This window comes from Vibrio splendidus, assembly GCF_024347615.1.
Classification (GTDB): domain Bacteria; phylum Pseudomonadota; class Gammaproteobacteria; order Enterobacterales; family Vibrionaceae; genus Vibrio; species Vibrio splendidus.
On the sequence record NZ_AP025509.1, the window covers coordinates 1157994 to 1178209 of the forward strand.

General features: G+C 45.1%; 17 protein-coding genes. 9 read left to right on the forward strand and 8 right to left on the reverse strand.

Annotated features, from left to right (window positions below):
• Window positions 1-2: 2 nt before the first annotated feature.
• Both OCU90_RS22395 and kduD read right to left on the reverse strand, forming a co-directional pair.
• Window positions 3-641, reverse strand: a complete 639-nt coding sequence (locus OCU90_RS22395; RefSeq protein ID WP_061022130.1) for an RpiB/LacA/LacB family sugar-phosphate isomerase — start codon at window positions 639-641, stop codon at window positions 3-5.
• Between the two features lie 63 nt (window positions 642-704).
• Window positions 705-1466 carry a 2-dehydro-3-deoxy-D-gluconate 5-dehydrogenase KduD gene (gene kduD, locus OCU90_RS22400; RefSeq protein ID WP_017077347.1) on the reverse strand — a complete coding sequence of 254 codons (762 nt, stop codon included), beginning with the start codon at window positions 1464-1466 and terminating at the stop codon, window positions 705-707.
• A gap of 319 nt (window positions 1467-1785) precedes the next feature.
• On the opposite strand from kduD, the gene OCU90_RS22405 reads away from it, so the two are divergent.
• From OCU90_RS22405 to OCU90_RS22415, 3 genes are all read left to right on the forward strand, one after another.
• The gene (locus OCU90_RS22405; RefSeq protein WP_061022132.1) at window positions 1786-3117 is read left to right on the forward strand and encodes an MFS transporter; all 1332 of its coding nucleotides are present in this window, start codon (window positions 1786-1788) and stop codon (window positions 3115-3117) included.
• Window positions 3118-3302: 185 nt separating this feature from the next.
• On the forward strand, window positions 3303-4184 hold the full coding sequence (locus OCU90_RS22410; RefSeq protein ID WP_061022134.1) for a DMT family transporter: 882 nt from the start codon (window positions 3303-3305) through the stop codon (window positions 4182-4184).
• 181 nt (window positions 4185-4365) lie between these two features.
• Window positions 4366-4611, forward strand: coding sequence for a hypothetical protein (locus OCU90_RS22415; protein WP_061022136.1), 246 nt, complete (start codon window positions 4366-4368; stop codon window positions 4609-4611).
• Window positions 4612-4664: 53 nt separating this feature from the next.
• Here the strand turns inward: OCU90_RS22415 and OCU90_RS22420 are convergent, their stop codons facing one another.
• Window positions 4665-5852 (reverse strand): GGDEF domain-containing protein, encoded by a 1188-nt coding sequence (locus OCU90_RS22420; RefSeq protein WP_061022137.1) that lies wholly within the window; start codon window positions 5850-5852, stop codon window positions 4665-4667.
• 584 nt (window positions 5853-6436) lie between these two features.
• Between OCU90_RS22420 and OCU90_RS22425 the strand changes: the two genes are divergently transcribed.
• Window positions 6437-7225 (forward strand): phytanoyl-CoA dioxygenase family protein, encoded by a 789-nt coding sequence (locus OCU90_RS22425; protein WP_061022139.1) that lies wholly within the window; start codon window positions 6437-6439, stop codon window positions 7223-7225.
• Window positions 7226-7245: 20 nt separating this feature from the next.
• The gene (locus tag OCU90_RS22430; protein ID WP_061022142.1) at window positions 7246-8235 is read left to right on the forward strand and encodes a zinc-dependent alcohol dehydrogenase family protein; all 990 of its coding nucleotides are present in this window, start codon (window positions 7246-7248) and stop codon (window positions 8233-8235) included.
• 21 nt (window positions 8236-8256) lie between these two features.
• Here the strand turns inward: OCU90_RS22430 and OCU90_RS22435 are convergent, their stop codons facing one another.
• The 3 genes from OCU90_RS22435 to OCU90_RS22445 form a co-directional block, all read right to left on the reverse strand.
• Window positions 8257-9204, reverse strand: coding sequence for a FecCD family ABC transporter permease (locus OCU90_RS22435; protein ID WP_004731972.1), 948 nt, complete (start codon window positions 9202-9204; stop codon window positions 8257-8259).
• A 101-nt stretch (window positions 9205-9305) separates the two neighbouring features.
• Entirely contained in the window at window positions 9306-10268 is a 963-nt protein-coding gene (locus OCU90_RS22440; RefSeq protein WP_061022144.1) for an ABC transporter substrate-binding protein, read from the reverse strand.
• Window positions 10265-11098 (reverse strand): ABC transporter ATP-binding protein, encoded by an 834-nt coding sequence (locus OCU90_RS22445; protein WP_081089957.1) that lies wholly within the window; start codon window positions 11096-11098, stop codon window positions 10265-10267. Before OCU90_RS22445 ends, OCU90_RS22440 begins: the two co-directional genes overlap by 4 nt.
• A 371-nt stretch (window positions 11099-11469) precedes the next feature.
• Between OCU90_RS22445 and OCU90_RS22450 the strand changes: the two genes are divergently transcribed.
• The 4 genes from OCU90_RS22450 (at window position 11470) to OCU90_RS22465 (ending at window position 18495) form a co-directional block, all read left to right on the forward strand.
• A complete protein-coding gene (locus tag OCU90_RS22450) occupies window positions 11470-13374 on the forward strand; it encodes a bifunctional metallophosphatase/5'-nucleotidase (protein WP_061022146.1) in 1905 nt (634 codons plus the stop codon).
• 746 nt (window positions 13375-14120) lie between these two features.
• Window positions 14121-14819, forward strand: a complete 699-nt coding sequence (locus OCU90_RS22455; RefSeq protein ID WP_061022148.1) for an ABC transporter ATP-binding protein — start codon at window positions 14121-14123, stop codon at window positions 14817-14819.
• Window positions 14820-14827: 8 nt separating this feature from the next.
• Window positions 14828-17362: an ABC transporter permease gene (locus OCU90_RS22460; RefSeq protein WP_061022150.1), complete on the forward strand. Its 2535-nt coding sequence runs from the start codon at window positions 14828-14830 to the stop codon at window positions 17360-17362.
• A complete protein-coding gene (locus tag OCU90_RS22465; RefSeq protein WP_061022152.1) occupies window positions 17362-18495 on the forward strand; it encodes a lipocalin-like domain-containing protein in 1134 nt (377 codons plus the stop codon). Before OCU90_RS22460 ends, OCU90_RS22465 begins: the two co-directional genes overlap by 1 nt.
• 60 nt (window positions 18496-18555) lie before the next feature.
• On the opposite strand, the gene OCU90_RS22470 is transcribed toward OCU90_RS22465, so the two are convergent.
• Both OCU90_RS22470 and OCU90_RS22475 read right to left on the reverse strand, forming a co-directional pair.
• A complete protein-coding gene (locus tag OCU90_RS22470; protein WP_017091752.1) occupies window positions 18556-19350 on the reverse strand; it encodes an endonuclease I family protein in 795 nt (264 codons plus the stop codon).
• Between the two features lie 264 nt (window positions 19351-19614).
• The gene (locus OCU90_RS22475; RefSeq protein ID WP_017091753.1) at window positions 19615-19878 is read right to left on the reverse strand and encodes a hypothetical protein; all 264 of its coding nucleotides are present in this window, start codon (window positions 19876-19878) and stop codon (window positions 19615-19617) included.
• Window positions 19879-20216 lie beyond the last annotated feature (338 nt).

The window sequence follows — 20216 nt, forward strand, 5'->3', positions numbered from 1 at the left end:
AATTAATCTAAAAGTGAACGAACGTAATCCGCAATGTCTGGGTCTTGGCAATGATCAAACAAGCATTGTTGGAAACGCTCACTGCCAACCGCTGTTTTCACGAGCTCTTGGTCGATTGCTCTTAGCGAATCAATAAAGTTATCTTTGACCACTGCGGCTTTCACCTCATTTAACAGTGCTGCGTTACGCTGTTGTGGTTCAGCTCGCTCTAGTGGATACCCATTACCACGCTCGCCTGTGAACGCTTTTTCAAAGATATAACGAATGTTGAGTTCACCAGCCCAGCCAAAGCCTTTAGCAAAAGCGAGAGCGAGAGCATTACCGTTGTTGATTTGGTTAAACAAGAACGCATCTGATGGCTCTAGGCAGTAGCCACAAACCACACCCGGATGCAGGTTCAGTGACATCAAAGCACCTTGCCCTGTTCCACATCCCGTCACAACAAAGTCCACAGCCTTTGAGTTGATGAGAATACTAGCCATGATACCTAAGTGGATATACGTTAAGTGGTGATCATTCTCGTCGGTCATACCTAGATTAAAAACATCATGACCAATGCCACCCGCCACTGACTCTAGCTCAGCTGCAACCATGGCATTTTTACCTGCCTGACTGTTTTCCATCATTAGTGCGATTTTCATTTATGTTCTCCTGCAAGATTGCTGCAAATTTAAAATTCTTAACCGTGTTTGTTACAAGGTCAGTTAACGAGCTAACCAACCACCGTCAACAGCAATGGTATAGCCGTTAATGTAATCCGATGCTGATGAGGCTAAGAACACACAAGGACCTGCGATATCTTGCGGTTTACCCCAACGTTCAGCCGGAATACGCTCAAGAATCGCTTGATTACGCACAGCATCTTCACGCAGAGCTTGAGTATTGTTCGTTTCCATATAACCGGGGGCTATCGCATTCACGTTGATATTATCGCGCGCCCATTCGTTCGCCATCGCACGTGTCACTCCCATCACTGCACTCTTTGAGGCAGTATAAGAAGGCACGCGAATACCACCTTGGAATGAGAGCATTGATGCGATGTTAATGATTTTTCCGCCAGTGCCTTGAGCCTTAAACTGCTTCGCAACAGCTTGAGACATAAAGAACACAGTCTTGGTGTTCACGTTCATTACGTCATCCCAATCTTGCTCTGAGAACTCAATAGCATCTTGGCGACGAATAATTCCTGCATTGTTGACCAAGATGTCGACTTGGCCAAACTCAGCCAAAGTGCGCTCTATAACCTCTGGAATGCACGCTTGATCGAGAAGATCAGCACTCACGTTTAAGAACGAATGACCTGCCGCACTCATTTTCTCAATAGTCTCTTCAGGTTCTGTTCGGTTAACACCGACAACCTTACAACCAGCTTCCGCTAGGCCTAATGCAATACCTTGCCCAAGCCCCGTGTTGCAGCCAGTCACTATCGCTACTTTACCTTCCAGACTGAATGACTCTAAGATCATGCTCGCTTCCTCAATTACATTGGATTCATTGCGTATCATTACTATCAACAATTAAATCATACAATAAGATGTAAATGCGAGAGCGACGTTGTAGAAGTTCGATCTTGCACCAAAATCAGTCAAGCAAGTTGAAACGAGCAGCACAAACTAAATGAATGGGGGGAAGTGATTTGAAGAAGAGAAACCTATAACCCACTATGAACCATGAACTCGAAGATCACCTAAATCAGATATTTTAGGGATTTGGCAACAATTCCATGATTTAAAAGAGTAAAAGGGTTATACATAATGATGTGTTATCTAAAATACTGAAATTATCATGACGCTCAAAGAGATCCTTAACATTCCCAATGTCCGCTACTTCTTAATGTTTCGAAGCAGCTACTTTGCGCGTTTTTACTACCCTATATTCACCCTACTCTATTTAGATTACGGGCTAACTCTTTCTCAATTCGCGATGCTTAATGTAGTTTGGGCAGCTACCATTGTGCTTGCTGAGGTGCCGTCGGGCGCGTTCGCTGATACCTTAGGCCGCAAGAAACTGGTGGTGCTGTCTTCGATCGTGATGTTTGTTGAGATCGCAATGATCGCGCTAGTACCAACCGGAAACCCCGACTTGGTGTTCATTGTCTTTCTGATTAACCGGATTCTCAGTGGCTTAGCGATGGCACTGGCCAGCGGCGCCGACGAGGCATTGGCTTACGACACCTTAAAAGAACAAGGCAATGAAGAGTTGTGGCCTCGAGTGCTGCAAATCCAGCTTCGTGTCGCCTCAACGGTCGGTATCTTTGTCACATTGATTGGTGCGGCGATGTACGATGTGAACTTCATGGCGAACATCTTTGATTTCCTAGGATTAGCCGAGCCAGAAAGCACTAAAGATCTGATGCGTATTCCTGTGTTCGCCACCCTATTTGTTGCGATGATCGCTATCTATGCCGCGATTAATATGCGCGAAGAGAAAAAGGTGATGCCAAGTGACCAAACCAAATTGGCAGCCACCATCTCAAGTCTTAAGTTAACGATCGATGCGGGTAAGTGGGTATTTGCTACGCCTTACGTGCTGTTCATCTTGCTCTACTACAGCCTATTCGAACACACCTCACGCATGTTCCTAACCATGAACAGCCAATACTATCTGGCCATTGATATTCCAATTATCTACTTTGGTTTTATTGGTGCGGGTATCAGCTTGCTTAAGATTATATTGGCAGGACAAAGCCGAAGATTAGCAGAGAGTATGGAGGCTAAAACCTTCATTGTAGTTATGGGATTGGCAAGCATGGCGACTTATTACTGGATCAGTTTAGGTTGGTCGATTTACGGAGTCATTCCGGCACTGGTATTAATCTTTATCATCATGACGATGAACATTTTCATCAGCTACCACCTGAATAAAAAAACCGAATCACACAACAGAGCCACGGTTCTCAGCTTTAAAGGGCTGATGTTTAACCTCGGATACGGCCTGATCGGTATCTTGTACGCTTACTACTATAAGCTGGTGTCTCAGGGCTACACCGAACAAGAAATAGAGCAGAATCTTGCCTTCTTGGCCTCACTGTCTTCGTTTTTCTATTACTTCACCTTACTGTTCATTTCGATAAGCGCACTGTTCTATTTCAAGAACCGAAAAGAGCCCATTTTTTGAGGCGGCTAGCTATATTGTGTTGAAGTTCAATGAGCTGCCCCTTCAAAGGTTAGCTCGCACAAAGTTCTGATTTACCCAAATAGACTATCGCCTGAAAATAGACGCTCAATAAACAAACAAGCCCCTTCTTCTATTGGTTAAATTTGTTAATATAATCATAATTTTATATAACACACGGAAGCGTCATGTCATTTAGTTGGATAGCCTTTACTCTTCTCGCAGCCTTCAGCCAATCTTGGCGCAATGCCTTTCAAAGTAAATTAAGTGGCACCATGAGTGTTGCTGGTGTGACGCTGGCGCGTTTTATCTGGGCAGGCCCAATCGCCTTAATTTATCTGTGCGCCCTCTATCAATGGAAGCCAGTATCCACACCTGATTTTTCGGGTGAGTTTGTTTTCTACATTATTGCAGCAGCCATTATGCAGATCCTCGCGACGGGTTTAATGGTGATGTTATTTAAGCTCGAAAACTATGCGATAGGAGCAGGCTTAGCCAAATGTGAAGCCCCCGTATCTGCTGTGTTATCCGTACTGTTTTTTGGTACTGCTTTGACACTAACAGGTTGGGTCGGCGTGCTTATTGGCACGTTAGGCGTACTAATCATGAGTAGTTCTTCTGGTTGGCGAAGCTTGTCTCCGAAAGTGTTTTTGTTAGGTATGGCGTGTAGTACCGCTTTTGCTTTAACGTCTCTTTGGGTACGTGAAGCAAGCTTGAGTATCGGGTTACCCTTCCCTCATAGCGCTGCATGGGTGCTGTTCCTCGTCATTTCCCTTCAGACAGTGATTATCTGTACGTATCTCTTTTTCAGAGAACGCGACACGCTGCGCCAGATATTCAAGAAATCTAAACTGGTCGTGATGACAAGCCTAGCGAGTGTTATCGGTTCTCTAGGCTGGTTTAGCGCAATGTCACTTCAAGCCGTTCCGTACGTAAAGACGCTTGGGCAAGTCGAAGTGATCTTCATGGTGTTGATATCCTATTTCTGGTTGGGGCAAAGCATCGCGCGCAAAGACATTCTTGCGCTCATCTTGCTTTCTATCGCAGCGGTCTTGGTGATGTGGCAGTAAGTTGAACGTCGTCATGCTGGGTGTTGGCAAATAAGAACGGGCAAATCATGCCCAAGTGACATATTCATCCACCGTATAATTTTTACGGTGGCATAAAATGATAAGAACGACCTCCAGATAATTTTTATAGTGCACGTATCAGCTATTAGTAATTCCCTCTTACCCAATAGGATACAGCCCAATGAAAACACTCGCTCAAATCGCACTAGCAACAATCATTTTTACAACCTCAATGATGGCATTCGCTGAACCCGTAACTACAAACCAAGCCCAGTCAGAAACGGCAACCATAACGGTGAAACATGAAGCAATGACCGTGACGCTAACAGATAAGCATTTTACGTCTGCAGAAGAAACTGAAGCCACTCTCCCTCAAAAGTTAACACAAAGCCCAAAAACAGACTCAGCGTCACAGCCAACAATATAATGGCTGTATCAAAATAGTAGCGGGGCAAACTAACGTATAAAGACCTGTCATCATCAGGCAGTGACGAGCTCGTTAATATGACTAGGACAAATTGAAGTCATATTGCGACCGTTTGTTTTCGCTTGATACAACGCTTTGTCGGCTCGGCTAATAAACCCATTCCAACTCTCATGCGGGTGAAGCTGAGCAACACCAAAACTCGACGTCAGAAACATCTCATTTCCTTGCACTGCTGAGATCTCTGAAATAGACAATCGCAGCTTACAAGCAATAGCCTGTGCTTGTAGGAAATTAACATTGGGCAATAAAATCATTATCTCGTCTCCGCCAAAACGGAACGCGCTGGCTGTTGGCGATGTTTTTATCGCACTTTGAACCATTTCAGCAAAAGACTTGATCACGAGATCACCCACAATGTGTCCGTGTTGGTCATTGATCGACTTAAAATTATCAATATCCATCATAATGGCACTGACAGGTGCAGTCCCCGCCTGCTTCATGATGACTGGAACCATTTCATCTAATGCTCTGCGATTTCCAAGTGCCGTTAAAGGGTCACTGTAAGACAGGTCATGAATAGACCTAAGCAACCTTGCATTGATCAACCAAAGCATTGTAAAGCTCATCGATACGATAAGAACAATACTCACCAAAAAGGCAAGCTGATGAATGAGTGCAGCCGCCATGAAATCCTGTAGCTCAGCTGAAAATAGCGTCACCATTACTCGGAAAGCCATAAACCCGCCATATATCAAAAATGACAAGGCCATCATCCGAGTTGCTAAGGTCAAGTCATCATGTTGACCCTTCAATACCGCAAAGGCAGTGCAAATAGTCACAAAGGCCAAATAGAAACTAATGAGGATAATTCGAGCCTTGATGGAAGGTTCGTAGTACGTGAAATAAATAAAACATGGCAAAAGAGCCAACATCATCAGAGTGCTGAGGTAGGTGCATTTTAGTGAGTATTCTCGGAATAAGCATAAGCTATACAAAGCGAGATGAAAGCCAAGCGCAATGACCATGTTAGCGCCAATAACAGTGATCCAATCAGGGAGTTCCCCTCTTAGGCTCAACATCAACGGCCCACTTCCGATAACAAATATTGAAATGGAAAAAATTGAAAGCCCTTTAATGGACTGTTGGGTAAATTGGAACAGCAACAAGCCAATGCAGTAAATGAAAGAGAACAAAATAATAATAAAATTAAGTGTTCTCATATCCAGCGAAAAACCATCCATGATTTACTCTCTTCCCTAAGCCAATTAAATCACAATATGGTCAATAATTATCTAAACAATAAATTTATTCACTATATGAATCATTACACTTTGTAAAATAGGGGATGTGTCACATATGGGGAGATCTGTATCGCATGAGTCCATGACATGGATAGACATGTAAAAGTCGTCCCCCATATGGCTTCATAGCATCACGGAATCTACAAGCTTCTGCACACGTTACTTGGTTGAATGACGACTGTCTGGCATTATGCGCCCAAGAAATCTCTAGGGGCTGTTGACCTTTCGAGCTGGGTTTTGCAGCATCTTGTGGAAAATTTATACAAGGAAGAGGCTTTGACGTGTAGCTGGCCTACATGAAAAGCCGATAACGCAGTAGAAATGAACCACAAGAGCTGCCCGAAGGGTTCGGCTAAAATCGTTTTATGCTTTGTTGAAGAATATTTGCTTAGAATGACTAGGCTACATACTCTTCGCCGCGCCTAAAACGATTTTGACTAGGCGTCCCCATCCGAACAAAACTTAACCACGAAAGGTCAACAGCCCCTAGTTATTACACAGCAAAGAATGAACGAAGGTAATCAGTGGTAGAAAACAGCCAACAATTAAGTGACCGTTACGACGAACATGGTTACTTTGTTATCAGAAATTATTTCGATGAAGCTCAAATTACATCGCTTAGAAAAGTCGTGCTGAAATTCCATGAATCATGGAAAGCAGACAACGAAGAATTCTATAAAGAAGAAGCATTTAACTCGTCTTTAATTACGGGAAGCGAGCATTTGCCTGCCGACGATAGAAGCGTGCTTTTCGACTTCATCAGCTCGAAACAAGTGATGGACGTGGTTGATGCGGTGATTCCGAACAAACCGGCATTCATGAATACACAGCTGTTCTTCAACCCAGTAAACTCGCAGCAAAAAGACTTCTGGCATCGTGACTGTCAATACGACTACGACATTGATGACCAGATGAAAGTCATCATGGAAACCCAAGTACTGCATCTGCGAGTGCCCCTTTTTGATGAGCCAGGTATGGAGCTTATCCCCGGTACGCACAAACGCTGGGACAACGAAGAAGAATACAATGTTCGCCAAGAAGAAAACGGCAAAGTGAGCAGCGATGACATCTCTGGTGGTAAGCAGATACCATTAGCCGCCGGTGACTTATTGGTTTTTTCAGCGGATATGATCCATCGAGGTAGATACGGATTGGATCGTTTGGCCTTGGATATCTTGATCTTTGATTCTGCGGCCGATTATGTCGACTACGTCGATGACGATTGCTTACCAACTCCATCAATGTTGAACAAGATTACCGATCCTAGACTGTTTATGAACACGCTACACTTAAAGTCTATGCAGTGCTCATAAACCACAAAGGTGCCCGAACTATGACTGACACTAAGCAAAATACCCGAATTAGCCAGTTCCGCTTCGGTCAGCCGAAGGAGTCTCTCAAGCTAGAACATGTCACTTTAGGGACGCTAGATAAGGATAAGGTTCGAGTAAGAGTTGAGGCGACTAACATCAACCCTAGTGATCTGTTGTCGATTTATGGTGTTGGGCAGTACAAACACAGCCACCAGCCGCCGAGAGTGCCGGGATTTGAAGCGGTAGGAAGGGTTGTAGAATCCAGCAGTGCTGAGTTTTCAGTGAATCAGCGCGTGCTTGTGGCAAGCAGTGGAACATGGCAGAACTATGTCGATGTATCACCAGATGACCTGTTCCAAATTCCTCAGCATTTAGACAATGGCTACGCCTGTCAGTTGTACATTAATGCGCTAACTGCATGGGTGTTGACGACAGAAGTGGCTAAGCTGACCCAAGAAGATGTGTTGATCATCAACGCAGGCGGCTCTGCCATCGGTAAGATCTTCTCGCAGTTATCAGCATCACTCGGCTTCAAAACCATTGTCGTTACATCGCAGCCGACACAATACCCAACCACTTCCAGTTGGGTGTTAGATACGAACGCTGATTTGGCTTCTCAAATTAAGGCGTTAGGCTTGCCGATGCCAACTGTTGCCTTTGATGCGATTGGCGGCTCACCCGGAACCGATCTTATTCACACCCTTGGCAACAATGGGCGCTTTATCAACTATGGGACGCTGTCTCTGGATTTTTACGAACCACGCTTCTTTGAGTACGCGAAAAGCCAAGACATTGATTTCAAAACCTTCTTCTTACGTTATTGGGAGGAAGCGGAAGGTAAAGATGTTCGCCGTGATAAGTTCACGACCATGCTAGATCACTTCATCACAAACGACATTCAACTCGACGTTGACCGCTATCTGCCATTCGATGAAGTGCAAACCGCGATTGATCTCATTGAATCGAAAACCACACGCTTGAACGGCAAGATCATCTTGCTGCCTGTATAGTTTGGTGGAATTGAGCACACACTATTTACGCCAAACAAGATACAGAACGAATAACCCGCCAAGCGCTGCTGTCACAATACCTACTGGCAGTTCTTGTGGCGCTAATATGGTTCGGCTAATCACATCCCCAAACAGTAAAAGCACCGCGCCCCATAAGGCAACCAAAGGCAGAGCTCGCTTGTGAGTGACACCTGAAAATGGTCGAACTAAGTGGGGTACCATCAAGCCAATAAAACCGACCACTCCGGTCATCGATACAATCGACGCAGTGCAAAACGCACAACAAAGAAAAATCTCGCTTTGTAGGCGGTGCACATTGATCCCCAATGAGCTTGTCGTCTGTTCACTCACCAACAAAGTATCGAGCTCGCGATAACGTTTGAAAATCAACACAATAAGACACAACACGCCCGCCAAGGCAAAAATCAAATTATCCCAACGTGCGAGCCCTAAGCCTCCCATCGTCCAGAACAAAATCGAACTCGCCGCTCTCTGGTCGCCTGAATAAATCAAAAAACTCGTGATGGCTCCGAATAGAAATGAGATCGCCAAACCACACAAGATCAAGTTGTCATTGCCCTTTTTCTTCTGCATCGAAAACAGAATCAGAACGGCGGTCGCCGAAACAATACCACCCGAGAATGCAGCCAGTGGCAGTGACCAAACACCCAGAGCATCTCCCACTTTGGTGATCACCAACACCGCACCAGCAGACGCGCCAGATGACAAGCCAAATAGAAACGGATCCGCCAGATCATTTCGTGTCGAGGTTTGAAGCAACGCCCCAACCATCGCCAGCCCTGCACCCGCGATAACCGCTAACAATGCTCTAGGTAACCTTAGATCGATCAGTATTCGACTGGTCATATCCGGCGTTGGATCAGTGAAAGAGCTCAGCCCTACAATCACTTCCTTAAAAGACAAAGGGACTGAGCCAAATTGTAAACTCATCATGAAGGCGAGCAGCATGGCAATGATACCTGTTAGCCATGCTGTCCGATATTTATCAAATAAAATCAACGGACTACTACTCTTATCAATAACAAGATTTCATATAACAACCTTCCCGATCACTCAGAAACGAACGCCTCTGCAAGTTTCTCAATGGCATCGATATTGGCAGGCCCAGGGGTGAGTTGCTCATAACGCAGTTTGACATAACGACCAGAAGTGACTGCATTGGTGTATTTCATTAACGGATGGGCTTCGAGGAAACGTTGCAACGAATCGGCACCACTCGCCGATTGGTAATCAAGAAGGATAATCACATCTGGGTTTTCACGAGCGACATTCTCCCAAGATGTTCTTGCCCAGCTTGCTTCCATGTTGCCAGTGATATTTTGGCCACCAGCAGCTTCAATCATTGCGTTTGGCATTCCGTACTTACCGGCGGTGAAAGGCTTATCTTCACCCGAATCAAACAAGAACACTTTTGGACTCGGCTTACCTGATGCTTTCTGCTTTTCTGCTACTTTTTCAACTCTCTCTTTCCAGCTGCTTACCAAAGCCTCGGCTTCTGCTTGCTTGTCGAAAATAACGCCTAGCTTTTGCATGTCGCCATAAAGCAGATCCATTGTCGCGCCTTCCTTTTGACTCTGGGTATGAATACAGCTTTCAGAAAGTACCAAGGTATCAATCCCGTATGGCTTCAGTGTTTGAGGCGTCACTTCACCGCCCACTTTCATTCCATAATTCCAGCCAGCGAAAAAGAAGTCAGCATCAGCAGCAATCAATGTTTCTAATGAAGGATACTTAGGTGCGAGCTCAGGAATATCACCTAAACGTTCTTCAAACGAACTCGACATCTTGTACCACCCAGTAATGCCCGTAACGCCCACCATCTCCTTTTTAAGACCAAGAGCAAACGCCATCTCGGTCATATTGATGTCGTGTACAACCACACGCGAGGGCCGCTTTTCAATGGTCAGTGGGCTCCCACAGTTATCAACCGTCACTGGGTATTGAGTGCTTGTCGCATGCGCAAAAGAGAAAGGTAAAAGAAACAAAAGACTGGAAATTACAGGCCACTTCATTGGGCTGCTCCTATTAAAGAGTGATTAGAGAGAGTTGAGTAAGTTGATGCAGCTTCAAAATGATGGATGGTGCTGCATAGATTAGGATGATTGAACGTGAGAACGCGCAATCCAAAAACAGGGATCATGTATCGGTCCTGCATCACCGCCTCTGGGGCTGAGAACGCCACCATTTTTTGGCCTGACATCAACAGGACTTTGTCGGCGAATGGCGCTACCAAAGGTAAATCGTGCAGCACCACGACAGACGCAATGCCACGTTGTTTAATTAGGCTCAGAAGTTCAAGACGAGCGAGAGGATCAAGGTGGTTTGTAGGCTCATCTAAGAGTAAAAGTCGCGGCTCTTGTGCGAAGGCGCGAGCAATACTTGCACGTTGTTGTTCACCACCGGATAGCTCACCAAAGCACCGCTGGCTTTTGTGAACAAGACCAACATCTTGCATCGCCTGCTGAACCGCTCGTTTATGCTCTTTTGCGCTACAACAAAATGTATGAGGAGTTCGGCCTAAGCCAACATACTCAGCAACGCTCAAACGAGGATCCACATGCTCATGTTGAGTAACCACCGCGACTTGCTTAGCTATCTGCTGCCGCTCAAGGCTTCCAAGCGGAATACCAGACAACATCAACTCACCCGCGACGGTTTTGTATTCGCCTGTAATGCCTTTCAGCAAACTGGACTTTCCACTTCCATTAGGCCCAATGATGGCAACGCATTCACCGTCGTTCACATCAAATGTCACATCGGAGACGGCCCTCCAGTTAGCCAAGCCATCAGCGCAGAGCCCGCGCACAGACAATACAGGTTTATTCAAATTCCCACCGAACATCCAAAAACAACATTTATTGTTATGTTATAACATAACAATAAATTAAAGGTATAGTTATTAATAGAAATATTAAGACCGCTCTAAGAAGTAATGGGAATGGCGGGATAACCCAATCACCTTAAACAAAGACAGAAGCGCTTACGGAAATTGATTCACTAAGAAAGTTTGATTCAAGGAATTGAGTATTAAGAACGCAGTAAAGAGTTGTAATGCGTTTCTCCATAATTTAAGTGGTTACGAGATGGTCATGAATCACATTTATTTGAAACATCAGTAAGTTATATCACTATAAATATGACACTGATCACCCATAAGGTAATCTCGATTCTATATGGTAGCGTCATACTTAAAACCACGATGTGAACATACTTATGAAAAGACACATACTATCAAGCGCCATCCTACTCTCTCTAGCCTTTCCCACCTTTGCAGATGATGGCGACATACACGATGTCACGATACTGGGTACTTCAGATATCCACGGTCATTTTATGGCGTGGGATTACGCGGCAGATAAACTCAACACTCGTGGTAGCTTGAGCCAAATCGCGACCAAGGTTGGTGAGATCCGCAAAGAGCAATCTAACATTATCCTTGTCGATGCTGGCGACACCATCCAAGGCAACTTCGTGGAAACCTTCAAAGACGAGCCTGTTGATCCAATGATGCTTGGCTTTAATCACATGAAATACGATGTATGGGTTTTAGGTAACCACGAATTCGACTTTGGCCTTAAAACACTCAACAGAGCCGTTACCCAATTTAAAGGGCAGTCTCTCGGCGGCAACATCAAGAACAAAAACGGAAATCCATTCTTACCGGGTTACACCATTCTAGAACGCGGTGGCATTAAGATCGGCGTGATCGGAATGGATACCCCAATGACGGAGGTCTTTGCGCAAGGTACAAACCGTTTAGAAGGCGTCACTTTCACTAATCCAACCTTGGAAGTGAAGAAAATCGTCAAAGAGATTGATGATAAAGTGGATGCTATCGTATTGGTTGCCCATATGGGAATTGAGAACGAGAATGACATTGCCGACACCGGTGTCACCGACATTGCCAACGCAAACCCAGAGCTTGATGCCATCGTCGCTGGCCACATGCACACTCGCATCGATAAAGCCGTTGTGAATGGCGTTATTATTACTGAGCCCGACAAATATGGCCGCGCCCTATCTCGTATCGATCTTCAATTTGAAGAGCGCGATGGCAAATTCACTCTCGTTAACAAAGACAGCTTCACCTATAAAATTAAAGGTATAGATTCTGATCAGAATATGGACGAGCTATACCAGCCTTATCACAAACAACTCCGAGAAATGGCGAACAGACCTGTCGCTCAGCTTACCGGCGTTGATTTAGTCCCTGAAAATGAAATCCGCGGTATCCCTCAAGTCCACGTTCAAGACACAGGCATCAGTGCGCTATACCAAGAAGCGAGCTTCTTCTATGCACCCAAAGCCAATGTCATTGCACTTCAAATAGACAACGACAATGCAGAGCTCGATGTTGGCCCAATCAAAGCCAAAGACATCGCGTACAACTACCAATACGCAGGTGGCGAAATCACTGTCTACCAGATGACAGGCAAAGAGTTAAGAACCTACATGGAATGGTCTGCGGGCTACTTCAACTCAGTGCAACCCGGTGATGTGACCTACAGCTTTAACCCTGAACGCAGAGCTTCAAAATACTCAACTAATGACTTCTTCGCGGGCGTGACTTATACCATCGACCTCGCTCAGCCTGCAGGTACACGCATCACCAACCTCGCGTTTGCAGATGGCACACCGGTTACTGATCAAACAGAAATCCGTATTGGTATGAATAGCTATCGAATGGGTCATCTAACCAAGAAAGGCGGCGTGCTAGAAGGTGAATCATTCCCTGTACTCTTTGATACGGAAGCAGAGTATGGAGAAGAAGCAGGCACGATCCGTAATATGACAATCAAGTATCTTAAAGAAGAAAAGAACGGTCAGTATGAAGGTAAAACTCAGCAGCGATGGGCTCTTTCTGGTTTAGAGAGCCGCTACAATGAACAGCGAGAGATCGTAAAGTCTTTGATTAATGATGAAACCATATCAATCCCGACCAGTGACGATGGCCGCTACACAAACATCGCTTCTATCAACGTAAAAGAACTGATGTTCACATCTGACGAAGCCAAACAAGCAGCCATAACCACACGCGAACAAAAACTGGCGCAAGCTAATGGACAAGAGAGCAAACAGATCAAACGCGAAATCACTCTGATTGAAGCGCTCAATTAACCCCTGACCTCAACCAATAACGACTTAACGACTTAACGACGCTTAGAGCGTGGTTAGGTCGTTGATTGCGGAAAAGTTGAGTACGATCCATATTAAGTGACGTTGAAAAATAGAAGTAAAAGCAGGCTCTTTGGCACACTCATTACTATTGTAAGCAAGTACTTTGCAACTTGAAGGCCACACCGCCTACTCCTTCAGTAAATTCAAAAAAATCAGGTAGTTATCCACAAGCAACCCCATTTTTTTATCTTGCCTTCCCTCACATGCATGTTGATAATACGAAGAAGCTCTCACATAAGGCGAGAGCTTCTTTATAGGTAATAATATGAATAACCCTGAATTGGTTTTCGCTATCGCTGCTTTGTTAGGTGCCCTAGCGAAATTAATCCTCGCAATAAAGTCCAAGTAACTAGATTTTCTTGGACCTTACTAACCCTGATTGGCTTCAACCAATCGGGGGCGTTTTCTTTTCAATGAATTGGAATTGGGAAAATTTTTAACATAGATATTTATTATCTATAAACAGCCCCAAAAGCCTCCTAGGTGACTCAAAACTCCCACTAACAACTGTATTCCTCCTCACACTGATCTATTTCCCTCTTTTTGCAGTACAAGTTATTAATAATTCGATGTAAATCGCTTTCTTTTTCAAATTGTTGTCTACAGTTTTATAGAGCTTGTCGCTTCAATAATTGCCACAAGTAACGACACCTTTTGATGGTTAGTTTTGGTTATGAGGAAAGGAAATGGAAAGCCCAATTGTCACACTTACACATGCCAGCAAAAGCTTTGTTGATGGCAACGATACCCATCACGTGTTGGACAATGTCGACTTCGCTTTGGCGACAGGAGCAAGCGTGGCTTTGACTGGGGCGAGTGGCAGTGGAAAGAGTACTCTGCTTAACATTATTGCGGGGTTTGAACCTCTATCCGGTGGAGAATTGTGGCTTGATGGCGAGAACACATCAAATTGGAAAGATCCACAGTGGAGCCGATTCCGCCATCAAAAACTAGGCGTTATCTTTCAGCAGTTCAACTTGTTAACGCCACTCAACGTAAAACAAAACATCGCCTTCCCTCTTCATTTAAATCAACAGAAATGGAGCGACTGGTGCGATTATTTAGTTGATGCATTGGGCATCAGTGAGCTACTCGAAAGACACGTATCCGCACTCTCTGGCGGTCAGCAACAACGGGTGGCAATAGCGCGTGCGCTTGCCCATAAACCCAAACTACTGCTTGCCGATGAACCCACAGGCAACCTCGACCACAAAGCAGGCATTGAGGTAATGAAGCTGCTGAGTGAAATCACTACACAAGGCAACACTGCCGTGCTTTTGGTTACGCACAGCCCAGAATGCGCCAGCTTTATGCAGACAAAATTGGTGTTAGACGATGGTTGTTTAAGGAACGTAGATCTAACCCCAAGAGCAGCAACGTTGTGAGTCATTCAATGAAGCAAACTGGCTTCGCTCAGAACCAGCTCACCCATACCAAACTGACTTTGAATCTATTCGCGGCGCACTATCGTCAATCACCATTGCAAGCCGCAGCGATTCTGATCGGCATTGTGTTAGCGGTCACCTTGTTTGTCGCTGTGCAAGCCATTAACCTCAATGCCAAGCGCAGTTATGCAGAATCGACCGAGCAACTTAGCGCCCAAGCGAAGAACCTTATCATTCCACCAGCAGGGCAAAACTATTTGCCGGAATCGCTCTACTTCAGCTTAAGACAAAGTGGATTAAGCGCAGTGCTACCTGTTATAGAAGGGCGAGTAAGGGATGAACAAGGTCGACGTTGGTCAGTTCAAGGCAGTGAGTTGATCGCCGCCCTCACTTCAAGATCTCGCCACGCTCGCATCGACGAAAAAAGCAACACTCAAACCAAAGAACCAAACATTTCCCTGTTCGACAATGCCTTACCTTTACCGCAGCTCTTAGCGGGTGAACCCATTGTGATGATGAGCCAATCACAACACCAGAACTTGGGAGAAGTAGACGTACTCACTTTGGATGAAGTGCTCACCAAAGTCGTGGTATTGCCAGATGAATGGCAACTGGGAAGCCGAATGTTGATGGACATTGGATTCGCTCAGCAACTGCTTAACAAGCAAGGGCAACTGAGCTATATCGCTATTTTTGACACTAACAGCGACACTAACAGCAATGCTCAGGATAAATGGCAAGGCCTTATTGGCGAGCAAGGGCAATGGATATCCAACAACCAAAGCACGGATCTCGGTTCAATTACCGATAGCTTTCACCTCAATCTCACCGCCATGAGTTTGTTGGCGTTTTTGGTTGGCCTGTTCATCGCTTACAACGGTGTGAAGTACAGTTTGCTGAAACGTAATCGGCTATTGGTGCAAATTCAACAAGCTGGGATTTCGCGAAGCATCGTGTTTTCAGCTCTGTTAGTCGAGCTGACTGTTTTAGTCACACTGGGCGCGTCGCTTGGTTTCATTCTCGGCATTCAACTCAGCCATTGGCTACATCCCACCGTCGCAATAACGCTTGAGCAACTTTATGGTGCAACACTGCTTCCCGGCACATGGCAGTGGCAATGGTTAGTGCAGGCACTGCTACTCACGCTGGCCGCAACGCTTGTCGCGTGTTGGCAGCACTTTAAACAGCGAGTGCGACAACCCCTCTCTTCCCATGGCGGTTTCTATCAAGCGCCGGAAACGTCTAACAAAAATCAGCTGTTTGTTATCGGGTCAGTATTAACTATTCTCGCGTTAGCAGGGTTATGGATGAGCGAACATCATCGCTTCACCATGGCATGGCTCGGAGTGTTAGTGGTGTCGATTCCTTTGTATTTGCCCAAAACACTCAGCGTGCTAGCGAACTGGAGCGAAAAACGCACCCAATCGGGGTTAATACAATATCTGTTCGCTGAGCTGCGTGAACTTATCTCCCCTCTCTCCCTTGCCATGATGGCGTTGCTTCTCGCCGTCACCGCCAATATCGGAATGAATACCTTAGTCGGCAGCTTTGAATCCACGTTAAAGCAATGGCTTGAACAGCGCTTACATGCCGATATTTACGTTAGCCCTGCCCAAGGTGAAATTGCCAATGTAGAGCGCGCGTTAGAACAGTTTGATAATGTTGAAACCGTCTATAAGCAATACTACGTCGATGATAACTTGCAGGGTTTACCGACTTTGCTCGGCACCAAAGACAAAGACACACTTGAGCAAACCATGGTGTTCCAATCTCACGTTGATGACTTCTGGACGCGCTTTTACCAAGGTGAATTCGTGGCAATCAGCGAACCTACGGCGGTGAAGCTCGGCTTGTCCCTTGGAAGCCAACTCAAGCTCGACGCGATCCAAGACAAAACACTCATCGTCGGGGCGATTTTCCATGATTACGGCTCACCGAATGGCGAAGTGTTGCTTGCACCTAATTTATGGCTTAAGAGCGGATTTACTGACTTACCCACTAGCTTGGGAATTAAAGTATCTGGCGACCCACAAGTGGTGTACGAACAACTGCGCCAGAAACTGAACCTGCACCCAAGTCAGCTTTACGATCAAGCGCAGATCAAATCGATCGCGTTAGATATCTTCTCACAAACTTTTGCCATCACTCGAGCGCTTAATGGCGTTACTTTATTGGTCGCGGTAATAGGGTTGTTCTGCGCCTGTTTCATGTTGCTCGATGCACGTAAAGCCGCTATTGCAAGGTTGTATGCGCTCGGTGTTAGTCAGCGAAAATTGATGGCAATGGTAGTCGGGCAAATCGTTGTGTTGGTCGCCTTCACTCTGGTTATCGCTTTACCACTCGGCGCTATGGTCGGTTATGTGTTGACGGACATCGTTACCCTGCGCGCCTTTGGTTGGAGCTTAAATTACGTGTGGAATTGGAGTGATGCACTCAGCATCGCAGCCATCACCATTTTAGTGGCTGTGATAGCGACCTTGATTCCGCTGTGGCGTTTGGTCAGTAAACCCGTGGTATCCAGTTTACAGAGTGAGGTGTTGTGATGACTCGACCAACAAGAGCTTTCGTTCTCACACTTGGCATCTTGCTCCTTTTAGGGTGTGAGGAGTCCACGCAACCATCAGCTCAAAATATGGGTTCGATACTCGGCACTGGAACACAAGCCGATAATGAAACACAAAAAGAGACTGAGCAATTCACACCAGTAGTAAAAGGTGTCGACATCACCTTCCCTGCCGACCACCAAGCACACCCAAGCTTTCGTCATGAATGGTGGTATTTAACCGCTAACTTAATTGATGAAGACAGCAATGCTTTAGGCGTGCAGTGGACACAGTTCCGCTTCGCGGCTGCACCACAGGAAAGTGGCAATAGCACTAAGAAAACTACGTGGCAAAGTCAGCAAATCTACATGGCACACAGTGCTGTCACGACCAAAGACAAACACTACGCCGATGAAAAGTGGTCTCGCGACCAAGCAGAACTGGCAGGCGTCGATTCTTCACCATTTAGTGTCTATCTTGATGACTGGCAATGGAACTCATCAAGCGATGATCTATTCCCCGCAACCTTGAACGCTAATTCCGATCAGTTTGGCTACTCGCTTAAGTTAACCAACAACGCGCCCTATCAAAAGCAAGGCGAACAAGGCTACAGCACCAAAAGTGTCGATGGCAAAGTGGCTTCCTATTACTACAGCCAGCCATTCATCGATGTATCAGGCGAGGTAACCATTGATGGCATCACGCATCAGGTTTCTGGCAAAGGTTGGATAGACAGAGAGTGGAGCTCGCAGTTTTTACTCGACTCGCAACAAGGCTGGGATTGGTTTGCGCTAAGGCTGAGTGATGAAACCAGCTTAGTGGTATTTCAGCTTCGAAACTCAACATCAGGCGAAGCCAGTTATGCTAACGCAAGATTAATGCAGCAAGACGGTTCTGGCATTGCCATTTCACAACAAGAGATAACCCTAACCGCCGTCAAGCAAACAGAAATCGACGGACGCGATTATCCAACAGAATGGCAAATTTCAATTCCAACTCAACAGATCGAACTGACCGTCTCGGCACTCAATCCAAATGCCAAAATGCCGCTGTCGGTTCCTTATTGGGAGGGGCCAATCATGATTAAAGGTTCTCATTCCGGATCTGGCTATATGGAGTTGACTGGGTATTAAGCCAACAGCATATTTCTGAAATGAGAAGCTTTAATTTTTAACAGACGAATAAGAATAAAATCAACCGTTACATCGGCTGCCATAAATATCGTTTACCCAGCTTGGGTTATCAATGAACGGGTTGCGGTTACCTTGCCACTGCACGGCTTTCTCGTGGCGTTGACGTTCCCAGTTGTCTACTGGATCAGCGTTATGCCATTGAAGCAACGTACATAGCTTTCCAACTTTAGGTTTACCTGACGTACTCGAAGTGTCATCAACCAGATACAAGTCAGGCATGTTTGCGTTGTTGCCCTCATAGCGCACAGCCATGTAGAAAATTGAACGTGCGGTATCACCTTTCACTGCATCACGAGGTTCAAAGCTGTCGTAATCCGTTTTGTTCAGTGGCGACTTTTTCAATGGCGAACCGCCAAAATCAAAGTCTTTATTTGAACGGATGGAGTTAATCTCGGCATCTGTTGGCTGTAGGTGGTGGATATCGGTATAGCCCCATTGATCTTTGCGCTTAAAGCCAAAAGATTTAGGCCAAAGGTGCTCACGGTTCCAAGCATTTTTGTCGTTGTTACCCGATGAGGTAAAGTCTTTGGATTGTGAACGGCCGCTGTAGTACAGAATCACGTTATTCGGATTATTCGGGTCTTCGTTGGTGTCTTTCAATGCAGACCAAACTTGAGTGTACGTTAATTGCTTTTGCCCACGAGCAGCAATCACACCGAGCATATCTTTTAACGCATTTCCGTTGAGTCCTTCAACTTCGAGGTAGTAGCCATCAGGGTATGTAATATCAGCTAGCGCAACTGGACTAAGAGCTGTAGAAATTAGGAAAAGGCTTAGATTTAAACGCATTTTCATTGTTTTAAGTATCCTTGTTATTGTTTTAATCACCCATCATTAATGAGTGTCCTAATACTCTACAAAACAATATCCATATGCAATCGGTTTATTTACAAAAGGTGCTTCCTGATACTTTTCAATACCTCACGTTAATTATTGATGACTAGTATTCAGCTTTCGAAGCTAATTTTATGCCAAGACAAGTTGCTCTAGTTTGTCACTCCCCAACAAACTAGAGCAACTTAAAAATCAACGCCGTAGACAAACATATCAATAGGTTTTCTATTCAGTCGATAGCGCTAGTGCAGAAATCCCTTGGAATATTTCTTGTCCTTTATCTGTTTTAATTTCAAAATCATCGAGCCAATAGATGTCAGTTAATAACCGAACATCTCCGATTAATTCACAGCGATCCTTTTCGCACAGTGTGTCGATTTCTCCACTCCAACATGTTGATATATCGATGACTATCATTCTTTCTATCTCAAGAAACTGATGGCTAAAGTGCTCATGCAATGACTCTATACCTTCTGCGTAACTAAGCACTAGAGTGCATCTCCCTTCACCAATATCGCAAACTCTATATTTGCGATCGTTTAAATATATTGTGCAATCCACGTAGATTTATCCTCAATCATTAATTCAGATTACATTGTTTTAAATAAATCGAATCTCTGCGAGGAATTAGAGAAATTCATATATGCAAAGTCGAGCAAACCAAATATGAATTTCTCTAACCCATAGTTCTATTGAATCAAGAAACTAAGATAGCTCAGTAACCAACAGTTAGGTTTATCGATAAAACCGAAAGCGTCATCGATAACCTTTAGGATCCCTTAGTTTCAACTCATACATGATTAATACTGGTGCTTATTTAATAAATA

Coding starts and splice junctions, on each gene's coding strand:
- OCU90_RS22460 (WP_061022150.1), top strand. CDS start 14,828: ATGAAGCAAACTGGCTTCGCTCAGAACCAGCTCACCCATACCAAACTG.
- OCU90_RS22450 (WP_061022146.1), top strand. CDS start 11,470: ATGAAAAGACACATACTATCAAGCGCCATCCTACTCTCTCTAGCCTTT.
- OCU90_RS22420 (WP_061022137.1), bottom strand. CDS start 5,852: ATGGATGGTTTTTCGCTGGATATGAGAACACTTAATTTTATTATTATT.
- OCU90_RS22435 (WP_004731972.1), bottom strand. CDS start 9,204: ATGCTGCTCGCCTTCATGATGAGTTTACAATTTGGCTCAGTCCCTTTG.
- OCU90_RS22430 (WP_061022142.1), top strand. CDS start 7,246: ATGACTGACACTAAGCAAAATACCCGAATTAGCCAGTTCCGCTTCGGT.
- OCU90_RS22445 (WP_081089957.1), bottom strand. CDS start 11,098: ATGTTCGGTGGGAATTTGAATAAACCTGTATTGTCTGTGCGCGGGCTC.
- kduD (WP_017077347.1), bottom strand. CDS start 1,466: ATGATCTTAGAGTCATTCAGTCTGGAAGGTAAAGTAGCGATAGTGACT.
- OCU90_RS22470 (WP_017091752.1), bottom strand. CDS start 19,350: ATGAAAATGCGTTTAAATCTAAGCCTTTTCCTAATTTCTACAGCTCTT.
- OCU90_RS22410 (WP_061022134.1), top strand. CDS start 3,303: ATGTCATTTAGTTGGATAGCCTTTACTCTTCTCGCAGCCTTCAGCCAA.
- OCU90_RS22455 (WP_061022148.1), top strand. CDS start 14,121: ATGGAAAGCCCAATTGTCACACTTACACATGCCAGCAAAAGCTTTGTT.
- OCU90_RS22405 (WP_061022132.1), top strand. CDS start 1,786: ATGACGCTCAAAGAGATCCTTAACATTCCCAATGTCCGCTACTTCTTA.
- OCU90_RS22395 (WP_061022130.1), bottom strand. CDS start 641: ATGAAAATCGCACTAATGATGGAAAACAGTCAGGCAGGTAAAAATGCC.
- OCU90_RS22440 (WP_061022144.1), bottom strand. CDS start 10,268: ATGAAGTGGCCTGTAATTTCCAGTCTTTTGTTTCTTTTACCTTTCTCT.
- OCU90_RS22415 (WP_061022136.1), top strand. CDS start 4,366: ATGAAAACACTCGCTCAAATCGCACTAGCAACAATCATTTTTACAACC.
- OCU90_RS22465 (WP_061022152.1), top strand. CDS start 17,362: ATGACTCGACCAACAAGAGCTTTCGTTCTCACACTTGGCATCTTGCTC.